We start from the raw sequence: 21,034 nt of genomic DNA, 5'->3' as shown, positions 1-21,034 counted from the left end.
GATCAGATGTTCTTGCGGGCAACGAGGAAGAAGTAGCCGTCCTCATCGACCCGGCCGATGTCGCCCGTCGAAAACCATTCGTCGACAACGGCATCCGTGGCGGATTCTGCCGAGTTCCAGTAACCCCTCATCACATTGTGGCCCCGCACTTGAATCTCGCCGGGTGTACCGGTCGGCACCTGGGTGCCGCGATCGTCGACCACCCGCATCCGCACGCCGTCGACGGGTGTGCCGATCGAACCGGGTTTGCGTAACGCGTGCGGATGATTCGAACACGCCACCCCGGACGTTTCTGGCAGCCCGTAGCTCTCGAGGACCATGCAGTCGAACTTGTCCTCGAACCGACGCAACACCTCCGCCGGCATCGCGCCTCCTACGGAGATGCACAGCCGCAGTGAACCGAAGTCTAAATCGTGACCGGCGACGACGCCCAGTAATGCCGCGTACATCGCGGGCGCAGCCTCGAAGATCGTGACACGTTCGGCAGCAAAAATTTCCAGCGCCCGGCCCGAATCGAAACGGGGGAGCAGCGCGAGCGTCGCGCCGGACGAGATGACCGCTCCGAGGCCGTACGTCATCCCGAACGCGTGTACTGCTGGCAGGCAACCTAGCACGACGTCGTCGGGTCCAATGTTCAACAGGCTGCGGGCAATAACGGCCTGGCTATACAACAGGTTGCTGTGCGTGAGTGGGACCGCCTTGGGCCCCGCCGCTGTGCGTGATGTGTGCAGGATGACCGCGTTGTCGTTGTTCGCCCGGGTCACCGGCCAGGCGTGCCCGAGAAAGTCATCGGTCAGCTGCCGCAGGGTGTGCTGGCCGATGCCGACCGGGGGAACACCGACGGCCAGAGCCCCCGCGATAGCCGCAGGCCAACATGACAGCGCGGAAACCAGCAGTCGGGCACCGGTATTGGACAAGACGAACGCGACTTCGCGGGCGTTGCACAGCGGATTCACCGGCACCACAACGGCTCCGGCGTGCAGCACGCCGTAGAAGACGACTGCGAACTCGGGACCGCTCGCCAGCATGACCCCCACCCGATCGCCAGGGCGAAGACCTCGATAGTCAAGGTAGGCAGCGAAGCGTGCGGCGTTGTCGGCGAGCTCCGAATACGTCGTGGTGGTCCCGTCACAGCGCAGCGCGGGGCCGTCGGGATACATGTCCGCCGACTCGACGAGATGCAGGCTTATATTGGTCACGATCAAAACACTTCGGGCGCACTGCCTCGCATGTTTTGACGATGGTGCTACCTTGGCCGCCTGTCGATGGAAACTGCGACAACGCGCGACGCTCAGCGGTGTTGCATCCAACAACGTCTACGATGGCGCCGATCAGGCGTCGAACATCACTATGGCCGCGTCTTCGTCGGATTGGCTGCGGTACCAACCGAAATCCAGGAATCTGGCGCCGTGCTCACGGGCGGAACCAAGCGCGCGTCTACTGGACGAGGTCTGGGTCGCTGCCCAGGATCTGATCGAACAGCGGTTGGGCCTGGAACCATCCGGCCGCCGGAGTCCCGATGAGCTCGCGAGTCTGCAGGGCGACGTCGTGAGGTATCAATTTCGGCGTTCCGGCAGCCATGGCGACCAGCTGTACCTGACATGAGCGTTCCATCGTGATGAACCACCACACGGCTTCGGCAACGGTCTGGCCGACGGTGAGAAGGCCGTGGTTTTGCAGTACGGCGGCTTTGTTCGGTCCGAGTGCCTTGGCCAGACGGACTCCCTCATCCATATCGTTCACGAGCCCGTGATAGTCGTCGTACACGGCGTGGTCTTCATAGAACGCACACGCGTCTTGAGTAATCGGATCGAGTTTGATACCCAGGCTGGAGAACGCCCGTCCATACGTCGAATGAGAATGCGCCGCTGCCAAGGCATCAGGACGGGCCTCGTGTACCCGGGAATGGATCACAAACGCTGCGCGATTGACCGCACGAGAACCTTCGATCACATCGCCTTTGTGATCGACCAGGATCAGGTCGGATGCTTTGATTTTGTTGAACGACATGCCGAATGGATTGACCCAGAAATACTCGGGATGTTCGGGGTCTCGCACCGTGATGTGACCGGCTACGCCCTCGGAGAAGCCGAACTTGCCGAACAGTCGGAACCCGGCGGCGAGCTGTTCTTTGCGGTACTTGCGTTCGGCGTGTACCGAGTCGAACACGGGCGGTTGCGGGAGTCCGCCTCCAGCGGGCGTGGGGCCAACCACGGCGGCTAGATTGGGATCAAGGATGCTCGTCATCAGTTCCTCCTGCAGTGATCGCCGCACCGCGTGGGTCCCCGGTGGGCCGTGATGACGTGTCGGTGCGACTCGAGTTACGCATCAGACCTCACATAGGTAAGTTCACCTCCGGCACGGCTGGGTGTCTATATAACGAATAACAACGAGCGCGGGTACCGCAGTGTGACCGAGGACAATGACATGCACAGCGAAACAGGACCTGGATTCCGTTTTTCATGGAGTCGCCGCTTGCCGTCGTGCTCATCGCGATCTACGAATCCGTCATGGGTCGGCGTGGGGGCACCGGCTTGATGGGTCGGCGTACGCGTACCAGGTCGTTCTTTAAATAGCCGGGCGAAGCTCGCGCGGGAACTATTCGAATTCCCGTTGCTTCAAGGGAACATGCAGTGGCCGCCATCGAGCATGATGTTCATGCCCGTGAGGTAGTCGGATTTGACCATGCGAGAAAGACGGCGACCGGGCCGGCGTCTTTCAGCTATCGCCCACGTCGACCGTGAGGCCACCATCACCTTCGCCCCTTCCGCCGCGAAGGCCCGCGGCCGATGCCGCGACCCGCACCGGTCACGATCGCGACCTTTCCGCCGAGCCTGCTCGTGATCGATTCACTAGCTGTCTGCATGTATCACGACATCCTGTCCCAGTCGGAGGGCCGCGATATTACATCTCGTCGTGATTTACCGGAGAGTTAGTGTACTTATGCCGAGCGTAAATCGCGTGGACGGTCGGTTTCGACCGTCCACGACGCGCGTGGCCGGGGCGGCAACGCAGGTAATCTGCGGACCATCTAGGTCAATCGGGGCTGACTCCTGCATTGGTCGCAGCGGTGATCGAGGCGAAGATGTCCGCTTTGTTGACCACCAGGGGACCTTCGAATATATTTACTATCCAGACGTTCAATGAATGCATTGATGCCGGTCTCATCGCTGCTGCGATGCGAATGTTCGGTGTCGGGCCGGGCGCTAGCGACGAATCGTTCACCCGGGTGCGCTGCACGACTGTCTGGAGGAGACCCGATGTTGCGAGCGAGGCGCACTGTGCGTATCGCTATCGCAGGTGCGGGGCTGGGGGGAGTCGCCACGGCGGTCAAGCTGAAACGCGCTGGCATCACGTCGTTTACCGTGTTCGAACGGAAGGGGGGCGCGGGTGGGGTCTGGCGCCAGAACACCTATCCGGGATGCGAGGTCGACGTCCCGTCCCACGCCTACTCATTTTCGTTCATGTCGTACGACTGGTCCGGCACTCACGCCAAGGCGCCGGAATTAGAGCGCTACGTGCAGGATGTCATTGACGAGTACCAGATCCGTGAGCATTTCGTATTCGGCTGCGGAATCGACACGGCGATTTGGGCGGAAAACCGCGGAGCCTACATCGTGGTCACCGACGACGGCCAACAGCTGGAATTCGACATGGTGGTGTCGTGTGTCGGGATGCTCAGCGACGCCAACTGGCCGCAGTTGCCGGGTTTGGACTCGTTCGCCGGGCCGGTATTCCACACCTCTGCTTATGAACATCAGCATGACCTGACCACCGCGCGGGTCGGGGTCATCGGTACGGGATCGACGGCATGCCAACTGGTTCCCGCGCTTGCACCGCAAGTTAAACACCTGCGGCTGTTTCAACGAGAACCCGGCTACGTTCTTCCCAAGCCATCGCGTCCCTATACCGCCGACGAGCGAGCGGAATGGGTCAAACATCCGTGGCGCCAGAAGTGGGATCGGTTTCGACTGTTTCGGGGTGCACGCCGGGTGCGCGACGCCTTCAAGGCGGATAGCGACTACCAGATCAGGCGGCGCAAGTCCTGCCAGAACTTCATCGCCAAGACGATCGATGACCCCGAGCTGAGGAAAACCCTCACCCCCGATTACCCGTTCGGGTGCAAGCGCCCGGTCTTCGCGTCCGATTTCTATCCGTCACTCAACAGCGACAACGTGTCGGTGACCCCACACGCTGTCGTCGAAGTCATGCCCGATGGTGTGATTGACGCCGACGGCACCTTCCACCAACTCGATGTACTCATCCTCGCGACAGGGTTCAAAGCGACCGAGTACTTGCGGACCCTCAACGTGCGGGGCCGCAGCGGACGGTCACTGAAATCGGTGTGGTCCGGCGAACCATCAGCATTCCTGGGCATGACAGTCCCGGGGTTCCCGAACTTCTTCATTGTCTACGGGCCCAACACCAATGGAGGTTGGTCGGTGATGACGCAGCTGGAACGCCAGGCCGAGGTGGTTGCCAGAGTCGCGGGCAAAATCGCGCGGGGCCGAGCCGACATCATCGACACCCGATCGCGGGCGGCCGCCTGGTTCGACTCGTGGGTACAGCGTCAGATCGCTGACAAACTCAGCTCGACCACCGCCGGCGCCTGCCACAACTACTATCACTCCGCGTCGGGCAAAAACGTTACCCAGTGGCCGTTGTCGCACACCGCCTACTGGGCGGCGCTGCGGGTGCTCCCATTGTGGGGATTCGTCACGACCCGCTACGACCGGCGTCGGGTGGCCGAGCCAATACGAGCCTCTGCGGACGCAGCGCAATGACGGTCACCTTCGACTTCGCCGGCCGGACCGCGGTAGTGAGTGGCGCCGCACAGGGCATCGGGCTCGCGTTGGCCCAGATGTTCTCCAAGGCCGGCGCGCGGGTGGCGGTCGCCGACTGGGACGGTGAACAGTTGGCGGCGCAGTGGGGCTTGGCAACCGACACTGTGTTGCCGATACGCGTGAATGTCGCCGACGCATCGGCCGTCAAGCGCGCAGTAGATCAGGTCGTCGGCTGGTCCGAGGGTATCGACATCGTCGTGAACAACGCGGGCATCGCCCGCGACGCGGTGGTCTGGAAGATGACCGACGAGCAGTGGAGGGATGTCCTGGACGTTCATCTCGACGGGACATTTCACCTGACCCGCGCCAGCGTCCCGCTGATGCGCGCCCACGGCTACGGCCGGATCATCAATGTGACCTCCTACACCGGTCTGCACGGCAACATCGGACAGTCAAACTATGCCGCGGCGAAGGCAGCCATTGTCGGCTTCACCAAGGCAGTCGCCAAAGAGACCGCCCGGATGGGGATCACCGTTAACGCCATCTCGCCCAGCGCGGCCACCTCGATGGTCGCCGCCATGCCGCCCGACAAGCTCGAACAGGTCGAGGCCTCCATCCCGATGGGCCGCATCGCCAATGCCGATGAAATCTGCAGCAGCGTAGGGTTTTTAGCCTCGGAAGAGGCCGGCTACATCACCGGCGTGGTTCTGCCCGTGGACGGAGGGCTGGCAATCTGATGGGACCGTCGGTGTCGTCGCCGAAGAGGCAAGAAGGCGGCGTGGTGTCCAGCGAAATGCTGCTGGCGCACGACATTTGGCGGGATTTCGCAACGTCTGCTGCAGAGCTTGCGCTTGGCGAAACGCGCAGGGCGCTAGACCAGCTGATGCTTTCGTTCGGCGCGCCGCAGGACGTCGTGGTGAGTTCGACCGAGCTTGGCGGAGTGCCAGTCGTCGACGCCATGGTGGCCCGCAAGAACCCGCATCGCGTGATCCTATGGTTGCACGGCGGGGCGTATTGCATGGGCAGCGCCACGGGATACCGTCACTTCGGCGCCCACCTCGCTTGGGTCGCAAACGCGCGTGTGATTTTGCCGGAATATCGCCTTGCTCCCGAGCATCCCTATCCTGATGCCGTTGATGACGCCTGCGCGGCGTATCTCGCGTTGCGCGCCGCGGCTGATGGTCGTGAAACGGTCATCCTCGCAGGCGATTCGGCGGGCGGGGGCCTGGCCATGGCGACGCTCCTTCGCCTTCGCGAACAGGGTCATGTGTTGCCCGCCGCTTGTGTGCTTCTCTCGCCCTGGCTGGACTTGACGCTTTCAGGTTCAACTCTGGTCTCCCACGCCGACCGCGACCCCTTGCTCAGCAGGGCGATGCTGACGGGCGCGTGTCGGACATATCTCAACGGCGCCGACAGCAGCTCGGCGCTGCTGTCACCCTTGGTTGCGGACCTGTCAGGGCTTCCACCGATGTTGATCCAGGTCGGCGAGCGCGAAGTTCTTCTGGACGACTCGAGACGACTCGCCGAACGCGGCGCCGCACAGGGGGTTCAGGTCACGTTGCAGGTGGAACCCGCCGCCCCGCACGTCTTTCAATTGTTCGCGTCATTTCTCCCCGAGGCGCGTTCAGCCCTGCGACGCATCGGGGGGTTCATCGGCGCTGCGAAGGCCGGGCCAACCTAACGCGCGACAGAAGGGAACAGTCGGTGAGCCACGCACACCCTCCCGCCGCCGAGGCGGGCGACGCGGAGCAGTTCCGTGCTCATGCCAAAGCGGTGCTCGGTGATGTCGCACGCAAGGTCGGCTGGAGGACACGAGCCGCAGCCGGCACCGGAGATAACTACGATCGCGAGCGACGCCGCGACTTCGACCGGCTTCTGGCGGAGGCGGGATGGGCCGGGATTGCCATTCCGACGGAATTCGGCGGCGCGGGACGCGGTTTGGCCGAGTTGGCTGTCGTTTCTGAAGAGCTTGCAGCACTGGGTATTTCGACGCCATTCAACCGGGTGGCGTTGGGCATTGTGGCTCCGGCACTGATGCTGTTCGGCACCGACGGTCAGAAGAAGCGCTACATCAACCCCATGCTGTCCTGCCACGAAATATGGTGTCAGGGGTTCTCAGAGCCTGACGCCGGTTCCGACCTTGCCGCCCTGCGAACTTCGGCTGAACGCACCGACCGGGGCTGGTCGATCAGCGGAACCAAAGTGTGGACCACGTTGGCCCAGGACGCCGACTATTGCTTGCTGCTGGCGCGGACCAGCGTCGAGGCGACCAAGCACAAGGGCATCACGGCCTTTCTGGTTCCGATGAGCCAACCGGGCGTGTCCGTCGCGCCGATCACGCAACTCAACGGCGAGCAAGATTTCGCCCAGGTACTTTTCGACGGCGCCACCACCGCCACCGACGCGGTCCTCGGACGGATCGGTGAAGGGTGGAAGGTCGCGATGGCCGCCCTGTCCTACGAACGCTCCCTGCACCTGCTTCAGAGACAGCTCAGGCTGAGCCGAATGCTGGCCGAGCTAGGCGCATCGGTGAATTGGTCGCAGGCTGAGGGAGGCGCCAAGGACCGGATGTTGGACGCGATCATCGCCATCCGCAGCCTGGAATGTTCCGTGCAGACTCAGCTCGGTGTCCTCAACGCCGGCGGTCAGGTGGGGGTCGAGGCCAATGCATCAAAAGTGTTGTGGAGTGAGACATATCAGGCCGTGGCCCGACTCGGCCTGGACCTTGCGCTCGCCGGACTTGGTCCCAGCGTGGCGGCATGGTCTGACGAGTACTACGCCAGCCTCGCCACCAGCATCTACGCCGGGACGAACCAGGTTCAACGCACGATTGTCGCCGAGCGTGCGCTGGGGTTGCCCCGATGAGTGCCGCGCTGTCGTTTGACGACGAGGTTGACGATCAGGTCGCAGCCGCGGTGGCCGATGTTGCGCGTGCAGTGTTCGCCGGACACGCCGCAACGCCCCGCGCCGACCTCCTGCGAGCGCTCGGGAAGTCCGGTTTGCTCGGACTCGGCGTACCGCAGGATCAGGGTGGCGGTGGCGGCAGCGCGTTGCTTGCCGCTCTGGTCGCTGAGCAGGCCGGCGTGGCGCTCACCGCTCCAGACGTCCTGCACCAATGGGTGGGCGTGGTGGCGCTGGCCGCAGCGGGCGCGGATGTCGAGGACATCGCCGGGGCCTCGGCGGGGACTCTGCCGATCATGGTCGGATTCACCGCAGCCACGGCCAGCGAAGTATCGGTCCCGTTCGTCGTCGATGCCGATCTTTTGTTGCTGTGCACCGACAGCGGGCTCGTGACGTCGCCGGCAGTCGCGCTCGATCCAACGCGGCGCGGCGCGGATTGCTGGAACGCTCCAGACTGGTGGGAGACATCCCTCGCCGTCTCCCCGACGGCATCGTCGGTGCCGTGGCCGGCAAGGTCGCATCAGGATGTCCGCAACTTTGCGGGTGCGCTCGCCGCGATGTACATGATCGGCGCCGCCGCCGATCTGCTCAGGCAGACGGCCGCCTACGCCGGTATGCGCACCCAGTTCGGTGCCCCGATCGGCAGCTTTCAAGCCGTCAAACACTCCCTGGCCGACGCGTGGATCGGCCTTCACCATGCCCGCGAACTGGCGGTTGGGGCCTTGAAGGGTCAAGCGGGAGGCCTCGATGGTTTGTCCCTGGCGGCGCTGGCCGCCGGGTCGGCGGCCCAGGGATCCGCCGAGCGTTGCCTGCAGGCGATGGGCGGCATCGGTTTCACGTGGGAGTCCGACGTCCACCGTTACCTGAAAGCCATTGTCCGGCTGCGGCATTGGCCGCTACCCGAGCAATTGCGGCGCGGGGAACTGCAGGCCGCGCTGCTGCCATCGCGTTGACGTATTCACAGAACACCTGGTATTAACTAACTGACCGTTAAACAAATATAAGGAAGCTCGTGGCGCAGGCAAAGCCGAACTATCCCGCGGGTCACGACCTCCTTGCGGGCCGCACCGTGGTGATCACCGCGGCCGCAGGCACCGGCGTCGGCTTTGCGACCGCCAAGCGGTGTGTCGAAGAAGGTGCGCGGGTGGTGATCAGCGATCGCCACGAGCGGCGACTAGGGCAAGCTGCCGAGCAACTGTCCCAGATCGCCGCTGTGCCGGTCGTCGGGGTCCCGTGTGATGTCACCACCCAAGACGATGTGGATCGACTCTTCCAGACCGCGATCGCCGAAATCGGCCACATCGATGTCCTGGTGAACAACGCGGCGCTGGGAATCATGAGTTCCATCGTGGACATGAGCGACGAGACCTGGTTCAAAGTCCTCGACGTCACACTCAACGGAACTTTCCGCTGCACGCGAGCGGCGTTGCGGCACATGATCCCCCGGTCGTCAGGAGCCATTGTCAATCTCGCGTCTGTCGTCGGCTGGCGGGGTGATGCCAACGCCGCGCCCTATGCCGCCGCCAAGGCCGGGGTGATGGCTTTGACCCGCAGCGCCGCCCGGGAAGCGGGCCCGTCGGGTGTCCGCGTCAACGCCGTAGCCCCCAGCATCGCGATGCACGAGTCATTGTCGAAGGCGTGGGACGCCGCCACTCTCGAAGAGCTGCTCAAACAAGAAATATTCGGTCGAGGCGCCGAGCTGTGGGAAGTCGCCAACACCATCGTCTGGTTGGCGAGCGACTATTCGTCGTACCTGTCCGGTGAATCCATTTCTGTCAGCAGCCAACACCCGTAGCCGCCCGAACGATCCATCAATGCCAACAGGAGGCAACATGTCCGACCCGTACGAGCAGTATTCAAGCTTGGGTTTCGAGCGGCCTGCAGACGGCGTCCTCAAGATCATCCTCAGCGGTCCGGGCCTGAACTCGGTGTCGCGAGACGTTCACCGCGAGCTCGCAGAGGTATGGCTAACCGTGGATCGCGACCCCCAGACCCGCGTCGCACTCATTGTCGGGGAAGGGCGGGCCTTCTCAGCGGGCGGTAGTTTCGACCTGATTGACTCGGTCAGTTCCGATTATCAGGCGCGGACCGCCGTCATGCGCGAGGCCCGCGACCTAGTGATGAACATCATCAACTGTACGAAGCCGGTGGTGTCGGCCATTCACGGTGCCGCGGTGGGCGCCGGTCTTGTCGCCGGGTTACTGGCGGATGTGTCGGTAGTCGGACGCACCGCGAAGATCATCGACGGACATACTCGCCTAGGTGTCGCGGCGGGGGACCACGCGGCGATCTGCTGGCCGATTCTGTGCGGGATGGCAAAGGCGAAGTACTACCTGATGACCTGCGATGTGCTCACCGGCGAGGAGGCCGAGCGCATTGGTCTGGTCTCCCTGTGTGTCGATGATGACCAGGTTCATCAGCGCGGATTGGACATCGCCGTTCAGCTTGCCGCCGGAGCGCAAAACGCCCTGCAATTCACGAAGTACGCGTTGAACAACTACTACCGATCGTTCGGCCCGATTTTCGACGCTTCCCTTGTCTATGAGTTCTACGGCTTCGGGGGCCCCGACGTTCTCGAAGGCGTGGCGTCGCACCGAGAACGCCGTAACCCGAATTTCACTTCGTCAGCGACCTGATCCAATGTCCGCTCTGCGCAACGCAGACGCCACGGTAGCCACTGTGGCCAGCGTTGACTGCCCTCGCCTGTTGGGCCCGGCTTCAGGCTTGGGATCCGGCCTTGAGGCCGCGATCGCGCGGCCCGCCAGGGTCGTTGAGCTTCTCGATGCCGCCGATGTCCGCGGTCGTGGGGGGGCGAATTTTCCCACGGCGACCAAGTGGCGTCTGGCGATGAGCCGGCCGGGGCCGCGGGTCGTGGTCGGCAACGGCGGTGAACACGAACCGGGCAGCGTCAAGGATGCCTACCTGCTTTCCGAGCACCCTGACCTGGTGCTGGAGGGCCTCCGCATCGCTGCTGTGGTCCTTGGCGCCGGCAAAGCCGCGCTGGTTCTCGCTGGTCGACTCGCCGGGCTCGCCGACCGCCTCGAAGACGCAGTAGAAGAGCTGGTCAAACTCGTTCCGGACGGCCCACCCGTTGATGTCGTCGTCGGGCCTGACGACTACCTGGTCGGTGAGGAGACCGCTCTCATCGAAGTTCTCGAAGGTAAGCCCGCCAGGCCGAGGTTCCGGCCGCCGCTTGTCGGAGTGCGCGGCTACTGGAGTTATCCCACCGTCGTGCAGAACGTGGAGACGTTGGCCAACGTTGCCTGGGTGATGCGGGCTTGCGCACGCCACGAGCCGGCGCCCGCAGTCGACACGTTCCTGTGGACGGTGTGGGGCAGTGGCCGTGAACCCGTCATCGGCGAGTCTCGCTTCGGCACGTCGGTCGGTGCGCTTCTCACGGCGGCGGGAGTCCAGCAGTGGCAAGCCGTGACCCTGGGCGGCTACTCGGGCGGCGTGCTGCGGGCCGCCGAAGCCTCGACCCCGCTGATACCCGCCCAGTTGGCAGGCGACGGTCTTTCACTGGGCTCGGCGTCTTTCCGCGTGATCGGCGACAACGAATGCCTTGGCGCGCTCGCCGAGGAAGTTCTGACCTTCTTCGCCCAGGAGTCATGCGGCCAGTGCGTCCCGTGCAGCAGCGGACTGCACGATTCGGCTGCTGTCCTGGGCGGTGGTGGGTCGGTGCAGATACCCAGCCTTGACGCCGTCGACGAATATATGAGCGAGCTGCCGGGGCGCGGCGCGTGTCGACTACCAGACGCGGCGAGCGCAACGTATCGGGCGTTGTGGGCTCGCTTCAGTCCCCAGATTGTCGCCCATCGCGACAAACAGTGCAGCTGCCACCGGTGACATCATCAAGTCACTTGCTGAAAGCGCCGTAGTCGATCATCTTGAGGAACTCCTCGCCGATCGTCTCGACGTCATAGTGTTCGTGGCTGTACCAGCGGTAGACCCAGTTGCACATTCCCAGGACCGCCAGCGACGCCAGTCGAGGGTCAAGATCGGCACGGAACGTGCCCTCCTTGATCCCATCCTCGAAGATGTCCTGGACGGCGATTTCGAACTTGCGCTGCCTGCTGACGATCCTGCGCGCGCGCGCTTCCTTGCGCAGCGAGGTCTCCTGGAAAAGCACTGCAAAGACGGCCATGTTCTCGGCGATCGAGGCGACGCCGCCGCGGACGAAGCGTTCCAAACGTTCCTTGGCCTCCATCGACGAATCGGTGACAATGGTGGTCTCGTAAGCGAATTCCAGTGCCTGATCACAGATATCGAAGAGGATCTCCTCTTTACGTTTGTAGTAGTAGTAGATGGCTGCTTTGGTCACGCCCAACGCAGTGGCCAGGTCTTCCATCGACGTTTGGGAATATCCACGGTCCCGGAAGATTCGAGCTGATTCGGCCAGGATGCGGGTACGTTGTGCTTCGTACCGCTCTTCGTTGCGCATTCGTGCCATACGTGAACTCCCAAGTTCCGGACACACCCCTTGACGGGGCCGCCCCGGTCAGTATGTTACTAGCTGCCCGGTGAATTATAGGGAAGGGCGGCGTTGGGTTACGACACTCTCGGGGTGACGACGGACGGCGGCGTGGCAACCATCAGACTTGACCGGCCCGATCGCGCCAATAGCGTCAACGTCCGAATGGTCACTGAACTACACGACGCGGTAGCCGGACTGGCAGCGGCCAGCGCGGTCCGTGTCGTCATTCTCACCGGGTCTGGGCGGTGGTTCAGCCCTGGCGGGGATGTCAAGGCATTTGAGAACGGCGAGTTCGCCGCGGAGGTCGAACAGGGCTACGACCCGGAAAGTTGGCGCATTCCCGAACTGCTTCACGGGATGCCGCAAATTACCATCGCCGCGGTGAACGGGCCCTGCGCCGGCGCGGCTTTCGGCTGGGCCTGCGCCTGCGATATCCGGGTAGCCGCGCGCAGTGCGACGTTCTCGACCGCCTTCCTCGGTCTGGGCCTATCGGGTGACATGGCCGTCCCGTGGACGCTTTCGCGCATCATCGGCAGCGGTCCAGCGAGGTGGCTGTCGTTCATTCCTGATCGCTTCGGCGCCGATCGTGCCTACGAACTCGGACTGGTCAGCCACCTGTTCGACGACGAGGCGCTCTCCGCCGAAGTCGCGACGCTGGCCCGGCGGCTGACTCGCTACGACGGCCAAGCGCTTCAGCGCCTCAAACAGCATTACCTGATCGCGGAGACCTCGACGCTGCCGGAGTTGAGCGACGCCGAGATCAAGAGCATGAATCTGCGGCAGATGGCGGCAGCCTTTGCCGCAAAGCCCGCGTCCGGCCACGGGTGACACCAACGCGCCTGCTTGCCATATAACTGGCCCACCGGTAAACTAATCGAGGGCTCAGCAGCGCTTGCGGAGCGCCATCGATTGAGGGAGGCCGATCAAGTGCCACGCGTCGAGCCAATCGGCACGTTGTGTGTGGGGCACGGAATGTGCGTTGAGCTTGCGCCGGAAGTGTTTCAGCTGTCCTACGGCTGCGTCGACATTCCGAAGCCGAACATCGACGCCAGCGACACGCAGCTGGTAGCGAGGGTGCGCCAAGCGGTTTATCGCTGCCCCGCAAAGGCCTTGCTCATCAGTTCCGAGTGAGCCGCACGACCCGTCGCCACAGCACACTCGTCAAAGCCAGAGAGGGTTCCCATGGCCACCACGGAAATGCCGATGCGCATCTACGCGCCAGGACAGTTCGAGGCCGACACCCTACCGGGCGGGGAGTACCGAGAACTCGTGATCAGAATGTGCAAGGAAACCGGGGAGATGGCCTCAAACCCGGAGTTTTTGAAGAACGTCAAGATCCTGGCTGACAAGGTCGACCTCGCCCCAACCGCAGCCGATCGAGTCAGGATGGCAAGCTTTTACGCCGATGAGATGCGCCACGGCTACATTTTCGAGTCGCTTCTCGTTGAATTGGGTTACGACACAACGGATCCTGCCAACTACACTAGTATCGAAGCGCTTAATCTGATCGACCAGATCACCACCTGGTGCGACTTGGCCGTTTTCAACTCGATCATGGATCGCGCCGGCGGGGTCATGCTTCGTGACTACACCGAATCCAGCTACGGCCCGCTTGGCCGGGCGGGCGCCTGGGTCGCACGCGACGAACGAGGTCACGCCAACATGGGTGTCACCCACCTGCGCTGGTGCCTGGAGAACCTCGACGACGGGTTCGACCAAGCCAATGAAAGCCTCAAGCGCTGGTATCCCATGGCCCTTGACTTCTTCGGTCGCAGCAACAGCACACGCCAATGGCGCTACATCGAACTGGGCTTTCGCACCAAAACCAACGAGCAGCTGCGTCAGGAATACACCGAGGAGGTCAACTCGGTTCTCGAGGGTCTCGGTCTGGCCATTCCTGATCCCATGGCCAACCGCCACTTCGTGTGATGGATACCCGAATCATCCGGCCAGGCCTGCGGATCCGAGTCAATCTTGCCCAATGCACCGGTGCCGGCGACTGCGTGAAGGTCTGTCCCGAGGTATTCGTGATGGATCGCTACGGCTATCCCATCGTGCAGCATTCCGTTGACATGCAGGACCGCCAGCTACGGTCCAGGATCATCGAGGCGCGCACCCGCTGCCCTGAACAAGCCATCGTGGTCGAAACGCATCAGGATTAAGCCCGTGTCCAAGATCCGGTCGGATATCGCCTGGAGCACCCCGGACCAAATCACGATCCGAGGCAAGGATCTGCCCGGGGAGATCCTCGGCAAAATGAATCTGGCCGAATTCTCCTTCTTTCAGCTGACGGGCAGCGAACCCACCACCGGTCAGTCACATGTCTACAACGCGATTCTGATCGCGTTGGTGGAGCACGGACTGACGCCCAGCGCCCTGGCTGCCCGGCTGACTTACGCCGGCGCTCCAGAGTCGCTACAGGCGGCCGTCGCTGCAGGCCTCTGCGGACTGGGCAGCGTGTTCGTCGGAACCACCGAGGGCGCGGCGGTGATGCTCAACCAGGCACTCGCCGAGGATGACGGCACCTTGGACCTCTCGGATACTGCAGCCAGGATCGTCGCCGACTTCCGCGCCCGTGCCGCGATCATTCCAGGCTTGGGCCACCCCTTTCACAAACCAATCGACCCCCGCACGCCGCGCTTGTTCGAGATTGCCGCCGAGAATGGCCTGGCCGGCCGCTACGTCGAGCTCATCCAGCGGGTCGGGCATGAGGCCGAGAAATCAATGGGCAAGCCACTGCCGGTAAACGTCACCGGCGCCATTGCAGCGCTGACCGCCGAACTGGGAATTCCGCCACGCATCGTCCGCGGCCTAGGCGTGATGGCCAGAGCAATCGGGCTTGTCGGACACCTTCTGGAAGAAAGCACACAACCGCTCGCCCTGGAACTTTGGCACCGCACCGACAACGAGGCGAGCGCGCATCTGCGGCCGCACCCGCCACACGCGGCGCCGACGACCCCCCGCCGCAGCGGCGGTCCCGGACCGGTCAACCAGCCGACATGACGGTTCGCGCGCTCGTGGCCGTGTGCGACGTGCGGCGCGGGTGAACCTATCCGCAATTTCATGCCGCCAAAACCCTCCCGCACCGCGGGCGGATACGTTATCTTACTATCCATCCGGTCAATTTTTGGTGCGGCCGGCACAGCGCCCAACGGCGGCATCGCGACTCGGACGCGCAAACCCGCAGCCGCCCCACCACGACGAGAGGGCTGCCCATGGTAGGTACCCAAGCCGGTGCGGCGCCGCAGCTGGACGGTTACGACCCCACCAATCCAATGGAGTTCGTCAATCCCTTCCCCTCGTGGGCGAGGGCGCGGGGGGAAGCACCTGTCTTCTTCAACGAGACGCTCGGCTACTGGCAAGTCACCCGGTATGAGGACATCGCGACGGCGGCGCGCGACACCAAAGCTTTTAGCTCCGAGGGCTTTTTCTCAACCGTGCACATCTTCGAGGAGAACCGCGACCTCATCCCCAAGGGGCTGGCGATCTGGACCCCCGCGCTAGTCAACGCCGACCCGCCCGCCCACACCGGAGTCCGTAAGGCGAGCGATCCGGCGTTCCGTAAGTCGCGGATCTCGGCCCTCGAAGACTCGATCCGTGCGCAGGCCAACGAGCTGATCGACAAGTTCGTCGATGACGGTCAGACCGAACTGGTCGAGAACTTCAGCGTTCCGCTGCCGTTGATCACCATTGCGCACATCCTCGGGCTGCCCGCAGACCGGTACAACATGACCGAAATGCGCCGCTACTCAGACGAACTGGTGGCATCGGTCGACCCGCACATGACCCAGGATGAACAGCGCGAGCTGTTCCAGCACTACGGCGGGTTCTACCAGTACTGCGAAGATGCGATCACCCATGCCCGCAACAATCCGGGCGGCACGGTGCTGTCAGACCTGGTGACCGCGGCCGCCACCGTCCACAGCGGGGAGCTCAGCGACCAGGTGCTCGTCGGCGTCGTGGCCACATTGATCTTTGGTGGCAACGAGACCACCCGCAACATGATCACCACCGCGATCATGTGTTTGCTCCACAATCCCGACGCGCTCGACCGCGTGCGCGAGGATCCGCAACTGGCGGCAGCGGCCGCTGAAGAAGCCTTGCGGTACAAGTCCTCGATCGCCGGCTTGTTCCGGCTGACCACAGAAGACGTCGAGCTCGGTGGTGCGAGGATCCCGGCCGGGTCGCTGGTGCAACTGTGCTGGGCTGCCGGCAACCGGGACCCGGAGGTATTCGACAACCCCGATCAATTCCGGCTGAATCGGCCAAACGCCGTCAAGCATCTCGCATTTGGCCGCGGTGCGCATTCCTGTCTCGGAGCAGCCCTGGCGCGCTTGGAGCTGACAGTCGCGATTCAGGAGCTGCTGTCGCGCCTCCCGAATCTTCGGTTGGTTCGTGAGCCCGAGTTCCCGGCCGATTTCGTCATCAATCCGACCGTCCTCGGTATGAAACACCTCGAGATTGCGTGGGACCCGAGTTGACCGGCCACAGCGCGAGCAGGCGCTAAGCGCGGGGTTGCAGATCGCGAAGGAACCCGTCGACCGCCACGCAGAATATGTCGTTGTCATCACCGGCGACCATGTGTCCGGCCTCGGCGACGTCGACCATCCGCGAGCCTGGGATGACGCTCAGTAATTCACGGGCACCCTCGGCTGTGACGACATCAGATTCGGCGCCGCGAATCAGCAAGGTGGGCACCCGAATTGAGCGTGCAGCGTTCGCGGCGCGCTCCATCACCCCGCGATCGGGCTCACGGCTATTGTGCGCGATGAATGCTGGATCCCAGTGCCAGTGCCACCGCCCGTCATCGCCCAATCGGACATTTTTGCGAAGGCCATCCAGATTGGTTGGCCGCGTGCGGTGCGGGTTGTAGGCCGCAATCGCATCGGCGACATCTTGCAGAGAATCAAAGCCATCCATCCCCGAGCACATGAAGGCGGTAATTTTCTCGATGCCGGCCAGCTCAATCGACGGGGCCACGTCAACAAGGACCAGACCGCGCAGCAGGCCGCCGCTCTCGCCCTCGCCGACCAGTGCGGTCATGCCGCCCATCGACGCGCCGATGACGACAGGCTTCTCGCCGACCGCCGCCACAACGGACACCAAGTCCGCAACAAGGCTGTCCATCTCGTAGTCGTCTGGCCCGGCGCCCCAGTCGCTGTCGCCGTGTCCGCGGGTGTCCATCGCTATCGCGTCCCAGCCGGTTTGCGCCAATCGCTGGCTGGTACGCGACCACGAATGCCGGGTCTGACCACCCCCGTGCAGCAGCAACACGGTGCCCACCGGATTCGGGGCAGCCCAGCGGTCGCCGACCAGGCGTACGCCCCCGGATCCGATGGCTGTGAACGATTCAGGTTGTGACACTGGCGAATTAACCGGTTCAGATGTCATCTGTGCGCTAGTCGCGGGACAGGATGGTGGCCAGTGCCGCAGCGCCATCGGTTCCCAGCCATCCGCCGCCGTTCTGTGCGATCCCGACTCGAGCATGTTTGACCTGCCGCGAACCGGCGCGCCTGCGCAGCTGATCGGCGAGCTCGACGATCTGGGCGATGCCGGTTGCGGCGATGGGGTGCCCGCGCGATAGCAAACCACCGCTGGGATTGACCGGAATTCGGCCCCGAAGACTGGTCGCGCCGGAGCGCAGTAGGTCGGGACCGCCGCCTGCCGGGCAGAGCCCCATAAGTTCGTAATCGATCAGCTCAGCGGGCGCGGCAGCGTCGTGCAGCTCGACGACGTCGAGGTCTTCGGGTCCCAAACCGGCTTGGGCATAGGCCATCCGGGTCGCGATCTCGACTGCTTCGGGCTCGTCGGGAGCCCGGTCTGTTCCCGATACGAGGATCGATGCCCGGATCCGAACGGCTCTGAAGACCCCGCGGCAAGCCAGCTCGGGGGAGCAGACGATGACCGCGGCGCCGCCGTCGCTGACCGGGGAGCACATCGGCAGGGTCAGCGGGTCGGCGATTGTCCGTGCCGAGAGCACGTCCTCGACGGTGGTGGGGTCGGTGAAATGTGCGTAGGGATTATTTGACCCGTTGAAGCGACTCTTCTCCACCACTTTGGCAAAATCCTCGCGGGTCGCGCCGCTACGTTCCATGTAGTTTCGGGTGTTGCGCGCGTAAAGCTCCATGAACGAGAACGGTGGGGCGCCCTCGTGCACCTCGACACCCGTGCTGATCGCTTGCTGGGCACGCTGTTTGTCTTGGTGCGACATCTTTTCGACCCCCACCGCGATCGCGGCTTCGACCTGACCGGAGGCCACCGCCAGCCAGGCAACATGGAACGCGGTCGATCCTGTGCCGCAGGCATTCTCGACGTTGATCACCGGCACGCCCAACAGCCCGGTATTGCGCAACGCCAGCTGTCCGCGAATCATCTCTTGGCCTGTCATGATTCCGGCGACGGCGTTTCCGAACACGGCCATGCCGACTTCTTTGACATCGAGCCGGGAGTCCTCCAGGGCGCAGTGCACGACGTATTCGGTCATGTCCCGCACCGTGCGTTCAGGATATCGACCGAACTGGTTGATGCCCGTGCCGCTGATAAACACGTCACGCATGGTTGCTCCAATCCAGTTGGCGGGCGTGCCTTTACTGCGACGTGAAGGCCTCAGTTGAAGAAGACACCGCCGTCGACGTTGACGATTTGTCCTGTCATGAAGTCGGAGTCGCTCGACGCAAGGAACAAGGCGGCGCCGACAAGGTCGGTGGCCTCTTCGGGACGTTTCAGCGTCTGCATGGACACCACCATTTCACCGAGACCCTCTAATTCGGATGCGGCGAGCATGTCCTTGCTGGCTTGGGTCATCGTGAAGCCCGGCGTGATTGTGTTCACGCAGATGTTGAAGTCACCCAGTTCACGAGCAAGGCCTCGTGTCATCGCGATCACTGCGCCCTTGGAGGCGATGTAGTGCAGGACACCGGCGACGCCGACGAGCGCGGTACCCGACGAGATGTTGATGATCTTGCCGTACTTCTGCTCCTGCATGGCAGGGGCGACCGCGCGGCATGTCAAGAACATTCCCTTGACGTTGACCGCCATCACCCTGTCCCACTCGTCGAGGTCGAGGTCCTCCCAGTAGGTGAATACCAGCCCGCTGTAGATGGCGGCGTTATTCATCAGCACGTCGACGCGACCGAAGGCCTCCAACGTTTTAGCGGCCATTTCGTTGGCGGAGTCGGGGTTGCTGACGTCGGTATGTAAGCCAATTGCCTCGCCGCCCGCGGCCCTGATCTGCTCCACCGTCTCTGATGAGTCGGCGATCTCGGCCACCGCCACTTTGGCGCCCTCGCGCGCGAACGCGGTGGCGTAGGCCTGACCGATTCCCTTCCCGCCGCCGGTGACGATGGCGACCCGGCCGTCCAGGCGGCCCATCAGACCGTCACCTCGCCGGCATCGATGGCTTCCTCGTAGGAGCGCGTCATGATCTCCACCGGAAGCGCGGTCAAGGCAACCACGGACCCCTTCACCTTGAGCTTGCGACGCATGAGCGCCTGAGTCGCCGACAACTTGCCCGCGAACAGCTTGACCCAGTCATCGCTCAGCGCGGTCGCAGTCACGACCGGTGCCGAGTCCGGTTCGCCTTCAACGAATTTCGCCCGCCCGCTGACATCTATGTGCCACGCGATGTCCGGATAGTCGATGGTGCCGAACGCCATGGTCTTGTTGGTGCCGTCCAGTCCCCGCATCTGGGGCTTGTCCACCGATCGCGCGAACACCGCGGCGATCGTTGCGTGGTATTTTTCCTTTTCCATGCCAGAACTCCTCCGTCAGCTGGGTGGACTCTTGCCGCAACCGTGTTCGCCGGTCACTGCATGCGGTTTGTGAGGTAGCGAAATTCCGTGTATGCCTCCACGCCCGCCAAACCGAATTCACGCCCGATTCCGCTTTGTTTGAAACCGCCGAAGGCGCAACTGATGTCGAGACCGGACATGTTGTGGGCGTTGATCCAGGTGGCTCCGGCCTGCAGCCCGCGACTGAGTGTGAACGCCCGGTCGACGTCGGCCGACCAGACAGATGAGCCCAAGCCGTAGTCGGTCGAGTTGGCCAGGCGCACCGCCTCTTCCTCGGTGGTGTAGGCGATGATCGGCAGGGCGGGGCCGAACTGCTCTTCGAGGACCAGCCGGGTCGAGTGCGGCACGTTGGTAACCAAGGACGGCAGTAGGAAGTAGCCGTCGTCTGCGTTGATTCCCGTCTGCATCCGGCCCAACGGCGTAATCTGCGCACCCGCTGCACGAGCCTCCGCGACGAGCCCGCGGATGCGGTCATACTGCATTTTGTTGTGTACCGGCCCCATCGTGACGTCCTCATCGAGGCCATCGCCGACCACCGTTGCGGCCAGCGCGTCTGACAGCGCGGCGACGAATTCGTCGTGGCGCGACTGCGGGACATAGACGCGTTTGATCGCCATGCAGATTTGCCCGGAGGACATGAAGGTTGCGCCGATCAGTTGCTCGATGAGGTCCTCGTCGATCACGACGTCATCGAGCAGGATCGCGGCATCGTTGCCGCCCAGCTCGAGCAGGACATCCTTCAGGCCCTGCGATGCTTCCCGCATGACGTTCTTGCCGTTCGCGACGCTTCCGGTGAACGACACCTTGCGGATGCTGTCGTGATGGATGAGGGCCTGGGCGACGTCCGCACCCCCGTGAACGACCGACACGGCGCCCGGCGGGAATAGCTGGGCAATCGACTCCACGACATGGGTAATGGCCAGCGGCGTCGTGGGCGCTGGTTTGAGAACGATGGGATTGCCGCAGATCAGAGCGGGGAAGAGCTTGAGCGCCGACAGTCCGACGGGAGCGTTCCACGGCGTGATGGCGGCCACCGGGCCGACCGGCACACGGGTGGAGATGCGGCGCCCGGCCCCGTCGTCGAG

At 63.5% G+C, this 21,034-nt stretch carries 22 protein-coding genes; 14 read left to right on the top strand and 8 right to left on the bottom strand.

The genetic code is table 11. The annotated features are described in order from the left end of the window. Nucleotides 1-2 precede the first annotated feature (2 nt). Nucleotides 3-1,199, bottom strand: a complete 1,197-nt coding sequence (locus WAN02_RS13005) for an AMP-binding protein (protein ID WP_422264595.1) — start codon at nucleotides 1,197-1,199, stop codon at nucleotides 3-5. 238 nt (nucleotides 1,200-1,437) lie between these two features. Beyond that, nucleotides 1,438-2,247: a class II aldolase/adducin family protein gene (locus WAN02_RS13000; RefSeq protein ID WP_422264593.1), complete on the bottom strand. Its 810-nt coding sequence runs from the start codon at nucleotides 2,245-2,247 to the stop codon at nucleotides 1,438-1,440. A 1,013-nt stretch (nucleotides 2,248-3,260) separates the two neighbouring features. On the opposite strand from WAN02_RS13000, the gene WAN02_RS12995 reads away from it, so the two are divergent. Genes WAN02_RS12995 through WAN02_RS12960 form a run of 8 tightly spaced genes read left to right on the top strand, consistent with a single transcriptional unit; the run spans nucleotide 3,261 to nucleotide 11,531 of the window. Next, nucleotides 3,261-4,784: a flavin-containing monooxygenase gene (locus WAN02_RS12995; RefSeq protein WP_422264592.1), complete on the top strand. Its 1,524-nt coding sequence runs from the start codon at nucleotides 3,261-3,263 to the stop codon at nucleotides 4,782-4,784. Then, nucleotides 4,781-5,521 carry an SDR family oxidoreductase gene (locus WAN02_RS12990; protein ID WP_422264591.1) on the top strand — a complete coding sequence of 247 codons (741 nt, stop codon included), beginning with the start codon at nucleotides 4,781-4,783 and terminating at the stop codon, nucleotides 5,519-5,521. The genes WAN02_RS12995 and WAN02_RS12990 overlap by 4 nt, the downstream gene beginning before the upstream one ends. Nucleotides 5,522-5,577: 56 nt before the next feature. After that, complete coding sequence (locus WAN02_RS12985) at nucleotides 5,578-6,465, top strand: alpha/beta hydrolase (protein WP_422264590.1); 888 nt, start codon at nucleotides 5,578-5,580, stop codon at nucleotides 6,463-6,465. A 23-nt stretch (nucleotides 6,466-6,488) separates the two neighbouring features. Then, a complete protein-coding gene (locus WAN02_RS12980) occupies nucleotides 6,489-7,649 on the top strand; it encodes an acyl-CoA dehydrogenase family protein (protein ID WP_422264589.1) in 1,161 nt (386 codons plus the stop codon). After that, nucleotides 7,646-8,638, top strand: a complete 993-nt coding sequence (locus WAN02_RS12975; protein ID WP_422264587.1) for an acyl-CoA dehydrogenase family protein — start codon at nucleotides 7,646-7,648, stop codon at nucleotides 8,636-8,638. Before WAN02_RS12980 ends, WAN02_RS12975 begins: the two co-directional genes overlap by 4 nt. 59 nt (nucleotides 8,639-8,697) lie before the next feature. Continuing rightward, nucleotides 8,698-9,480, top strand: a complete 783-nt coding sequence (locus WAN02_RS12970; protein WP_422264585.1) for an SDR family oxidoreductase — start codon at nucleotides 8,698-8,700, stop codon at nucleotides 9,478-9,480. A 37-nt stretch (nucleotides 9,481-9,517) separates the two neighbouring features. After that, a complete protein-coding gene (locus WAN02_RS12965) occupies nucleotides 9,518-10,321 on the top strand; it encodes an enoyl-CoA hydratase/isomerase family protein (RefSeq protein ID WP_422264584.1) in 804 nt (267 codons plus the stop codon). A gap of 43 nt (nucleotides 10,322-10,364) precedes the next feature. Next, entirely contained in the window at nucleotides 10,365-11,531 is a 1,167-nt protein-coding gene (locus WAN02_RS12960) for an NADH-ubiquinone oxidoreductase-F iron-sulfur binding region domain-containing protein (RefSeq protein ID WP_422264583.1), read from the top strand. Nucleotides 11,532-11,541: 10 nt separating this feature from the next. On the opposite strand, the gene WAN02_RS12955 is transcribed toward WAN02_RS12960, so the two are convergent. After that, the gene (locus WAN02_RS12955) at nucleotides 11,542-12,135 is read right to left on the bottom strand and encodes a TetR/AcrR family transcriptional regulator (RefSeq protein WP_422264582.1); all 594 of its coding nucleotides are present in this window, start codon (nucleotides 12,133-12,135) and stop codon (nucleotides 11,542-11,544) included. Between the two features lie 114 nt (nucleotides 12,136-12,249). Between WAN02_RS12955 and WAN02_RS12950 the strand changes: the two genes are divergently transcribed. The 6 genes from WAN02_RS12950 (at nucleotide 12,250) to WAN02_RS12925 (ending at nucleotide 16,640) form a co-directional block, all read left to right on the top strand. Continuing rightward, entirely contained in the window at nucleotides 12,250-12,987 is a 738-nt protein-coding gene (locus tag WAN02_RS12950) for an enoyl-CoA hydratase/isomerase family protein (protein WP_422264581.1), read from the top strand. A 99-nt stretch (nucleotides 12,988-13,086) separates the two neighbouring features. Next, entirely contained in the window at nucleotides 13,087-13,290 is a 204-nt protein-coding gene (locus WAN02_RS12945; protein ID WP_422264580.1) for a ferredoxin, read from the top strand. A gap of 51 nt (nucleotides 13,291-13,341) precedes the next feature. Next, nucleotides 13,342-14,088, top strand: a complete 747-nt coding sequence (locus tag WAN02_RS12940) for a Phenylacetic acid catabolic protein (RefSeq protein WP_422264579.1) — start codon at nucleotides 13,342-13,344, stop codon at nucleotides 14,086-14,088. Beyond that, a complete protein-coding gene (locus WAN02_RS12935; RefSeq protein WP_422264577.1) occupies nucleotides 14,088-14,321 on the top strand; it encodes a ferredoxin in 234 nt (77 codons plus the stop codon). The genes WAN02_RS12940 and WAN02_RS12935 overlap by 1 nt, the downstream gene beginning before the upstream one ends. Nucleotides 14,322-14,325: 4 nt before the next feature. Further along, nucleotides 14,326-15,162 (top strand): citryl-CoA lyase, encoded by an 837-nt coding sequence (locus WAN02_RS12930; RefSeq protein WP_422264576.1) that lies wholly within the window; start codon nucleotides 14,326-14,328, stop codon nucleotides 15,160-15,162. 212 nt (nucleotides 15,163-15,374) lie between these two features. Continuing rightward, complete coding sequence (locus WAN02_RS12925) at nucleotides 15,375-16,640, top strand: cytochrome P450 (protein ID WP_422264574.1); 1,266 nt, start codon at nucleotides 15,375-15,377, stop codon at nucleotides 16,638-16,640. Between the two features lie 22 nt (nucleotides 16,641-16,662). Here the strand turns inward: WAN02_RS12925 and WAN02_RS12920 are convergent, their stop codons facing one another. The 5 genes from WAN02_RS12920 to WAN02_RS12900 form a co-directional block, all read right to left on the bottom strand. Then, the gene (locus WAN02_RS12920; RefSeq protein WP_422264573.1) at nucleotides 16,663-17,523 is read right to left on the bottom strand and encodes an alpha/beta fold hydrolase; all 861 of its coding nucleotides are present in this window, start codon (nucleotides 17,521-17,523) and stop codon (nucleotides 16,663-16,665) included. Between the two features lie 34 nt (nucleotides 17,524-17,557). Beyond that, on the bottom strand, nucleotides 17,558-18,715 hold the full coding sequence (locus WAN02_RS12915; RefSeq protein ID WP_422264572.1) for a thiolase family protein: 1,158 nt from the start codon (nucleotides 18,713-18,715) through the stop codon (nucleotides 17,558-17,560). 50 nt (nucleotides 18,716-18,765) lie between these two features. Then, entirely contained in the window at nucleotides 18,766-19,530 is a 765-nt protein-coding gene (locus WAN02_RS12910) for an SDR family NAD(P)-dependent oxidoreductase (protein WP_422264571.1), read from the bottom strand. Further along, nucleotides 19,530-19,910: an SCP2 sterol-binding domain-containing protein gene (locus tag WAN02_RS12905; protein WP_422264570.1), complete on the bottom strand. Its 381-nt coding sequence runs from the start codon at nucleotides 19,908-19,910 to the stop codon at nucleotides 19,530-19,532. Before WAN02_RS12905 ends, WAN02_RS12910 begins: the two co-directional genes overlap by 1 nt. A gap of 53 nt (nucleotides 19,911-19,963) precedes the next feature. After that, a partial coding sequence (locus WAN02_RS12900; RefSeq protein WP_422264569.1) for an aldehyde dehydrogenase family protein occupies nucleotides 19,964-21,034 on the bottom strand: 1,071 nt, incomplete at its 5' end.

It is taken from the genome of Mycobacterium sp. (assembly GCF_049281135.1).
Lineage (GTDB): Bacteria > Actinomycetota > Actinomycetes > Mycobacteriales > Mycobacteriaceae > Mycobacterium.
Note: the sequence above shows the minus strand (reverse complement) of the source record. Positions and strands in the feature narration are given on the sequence as shown.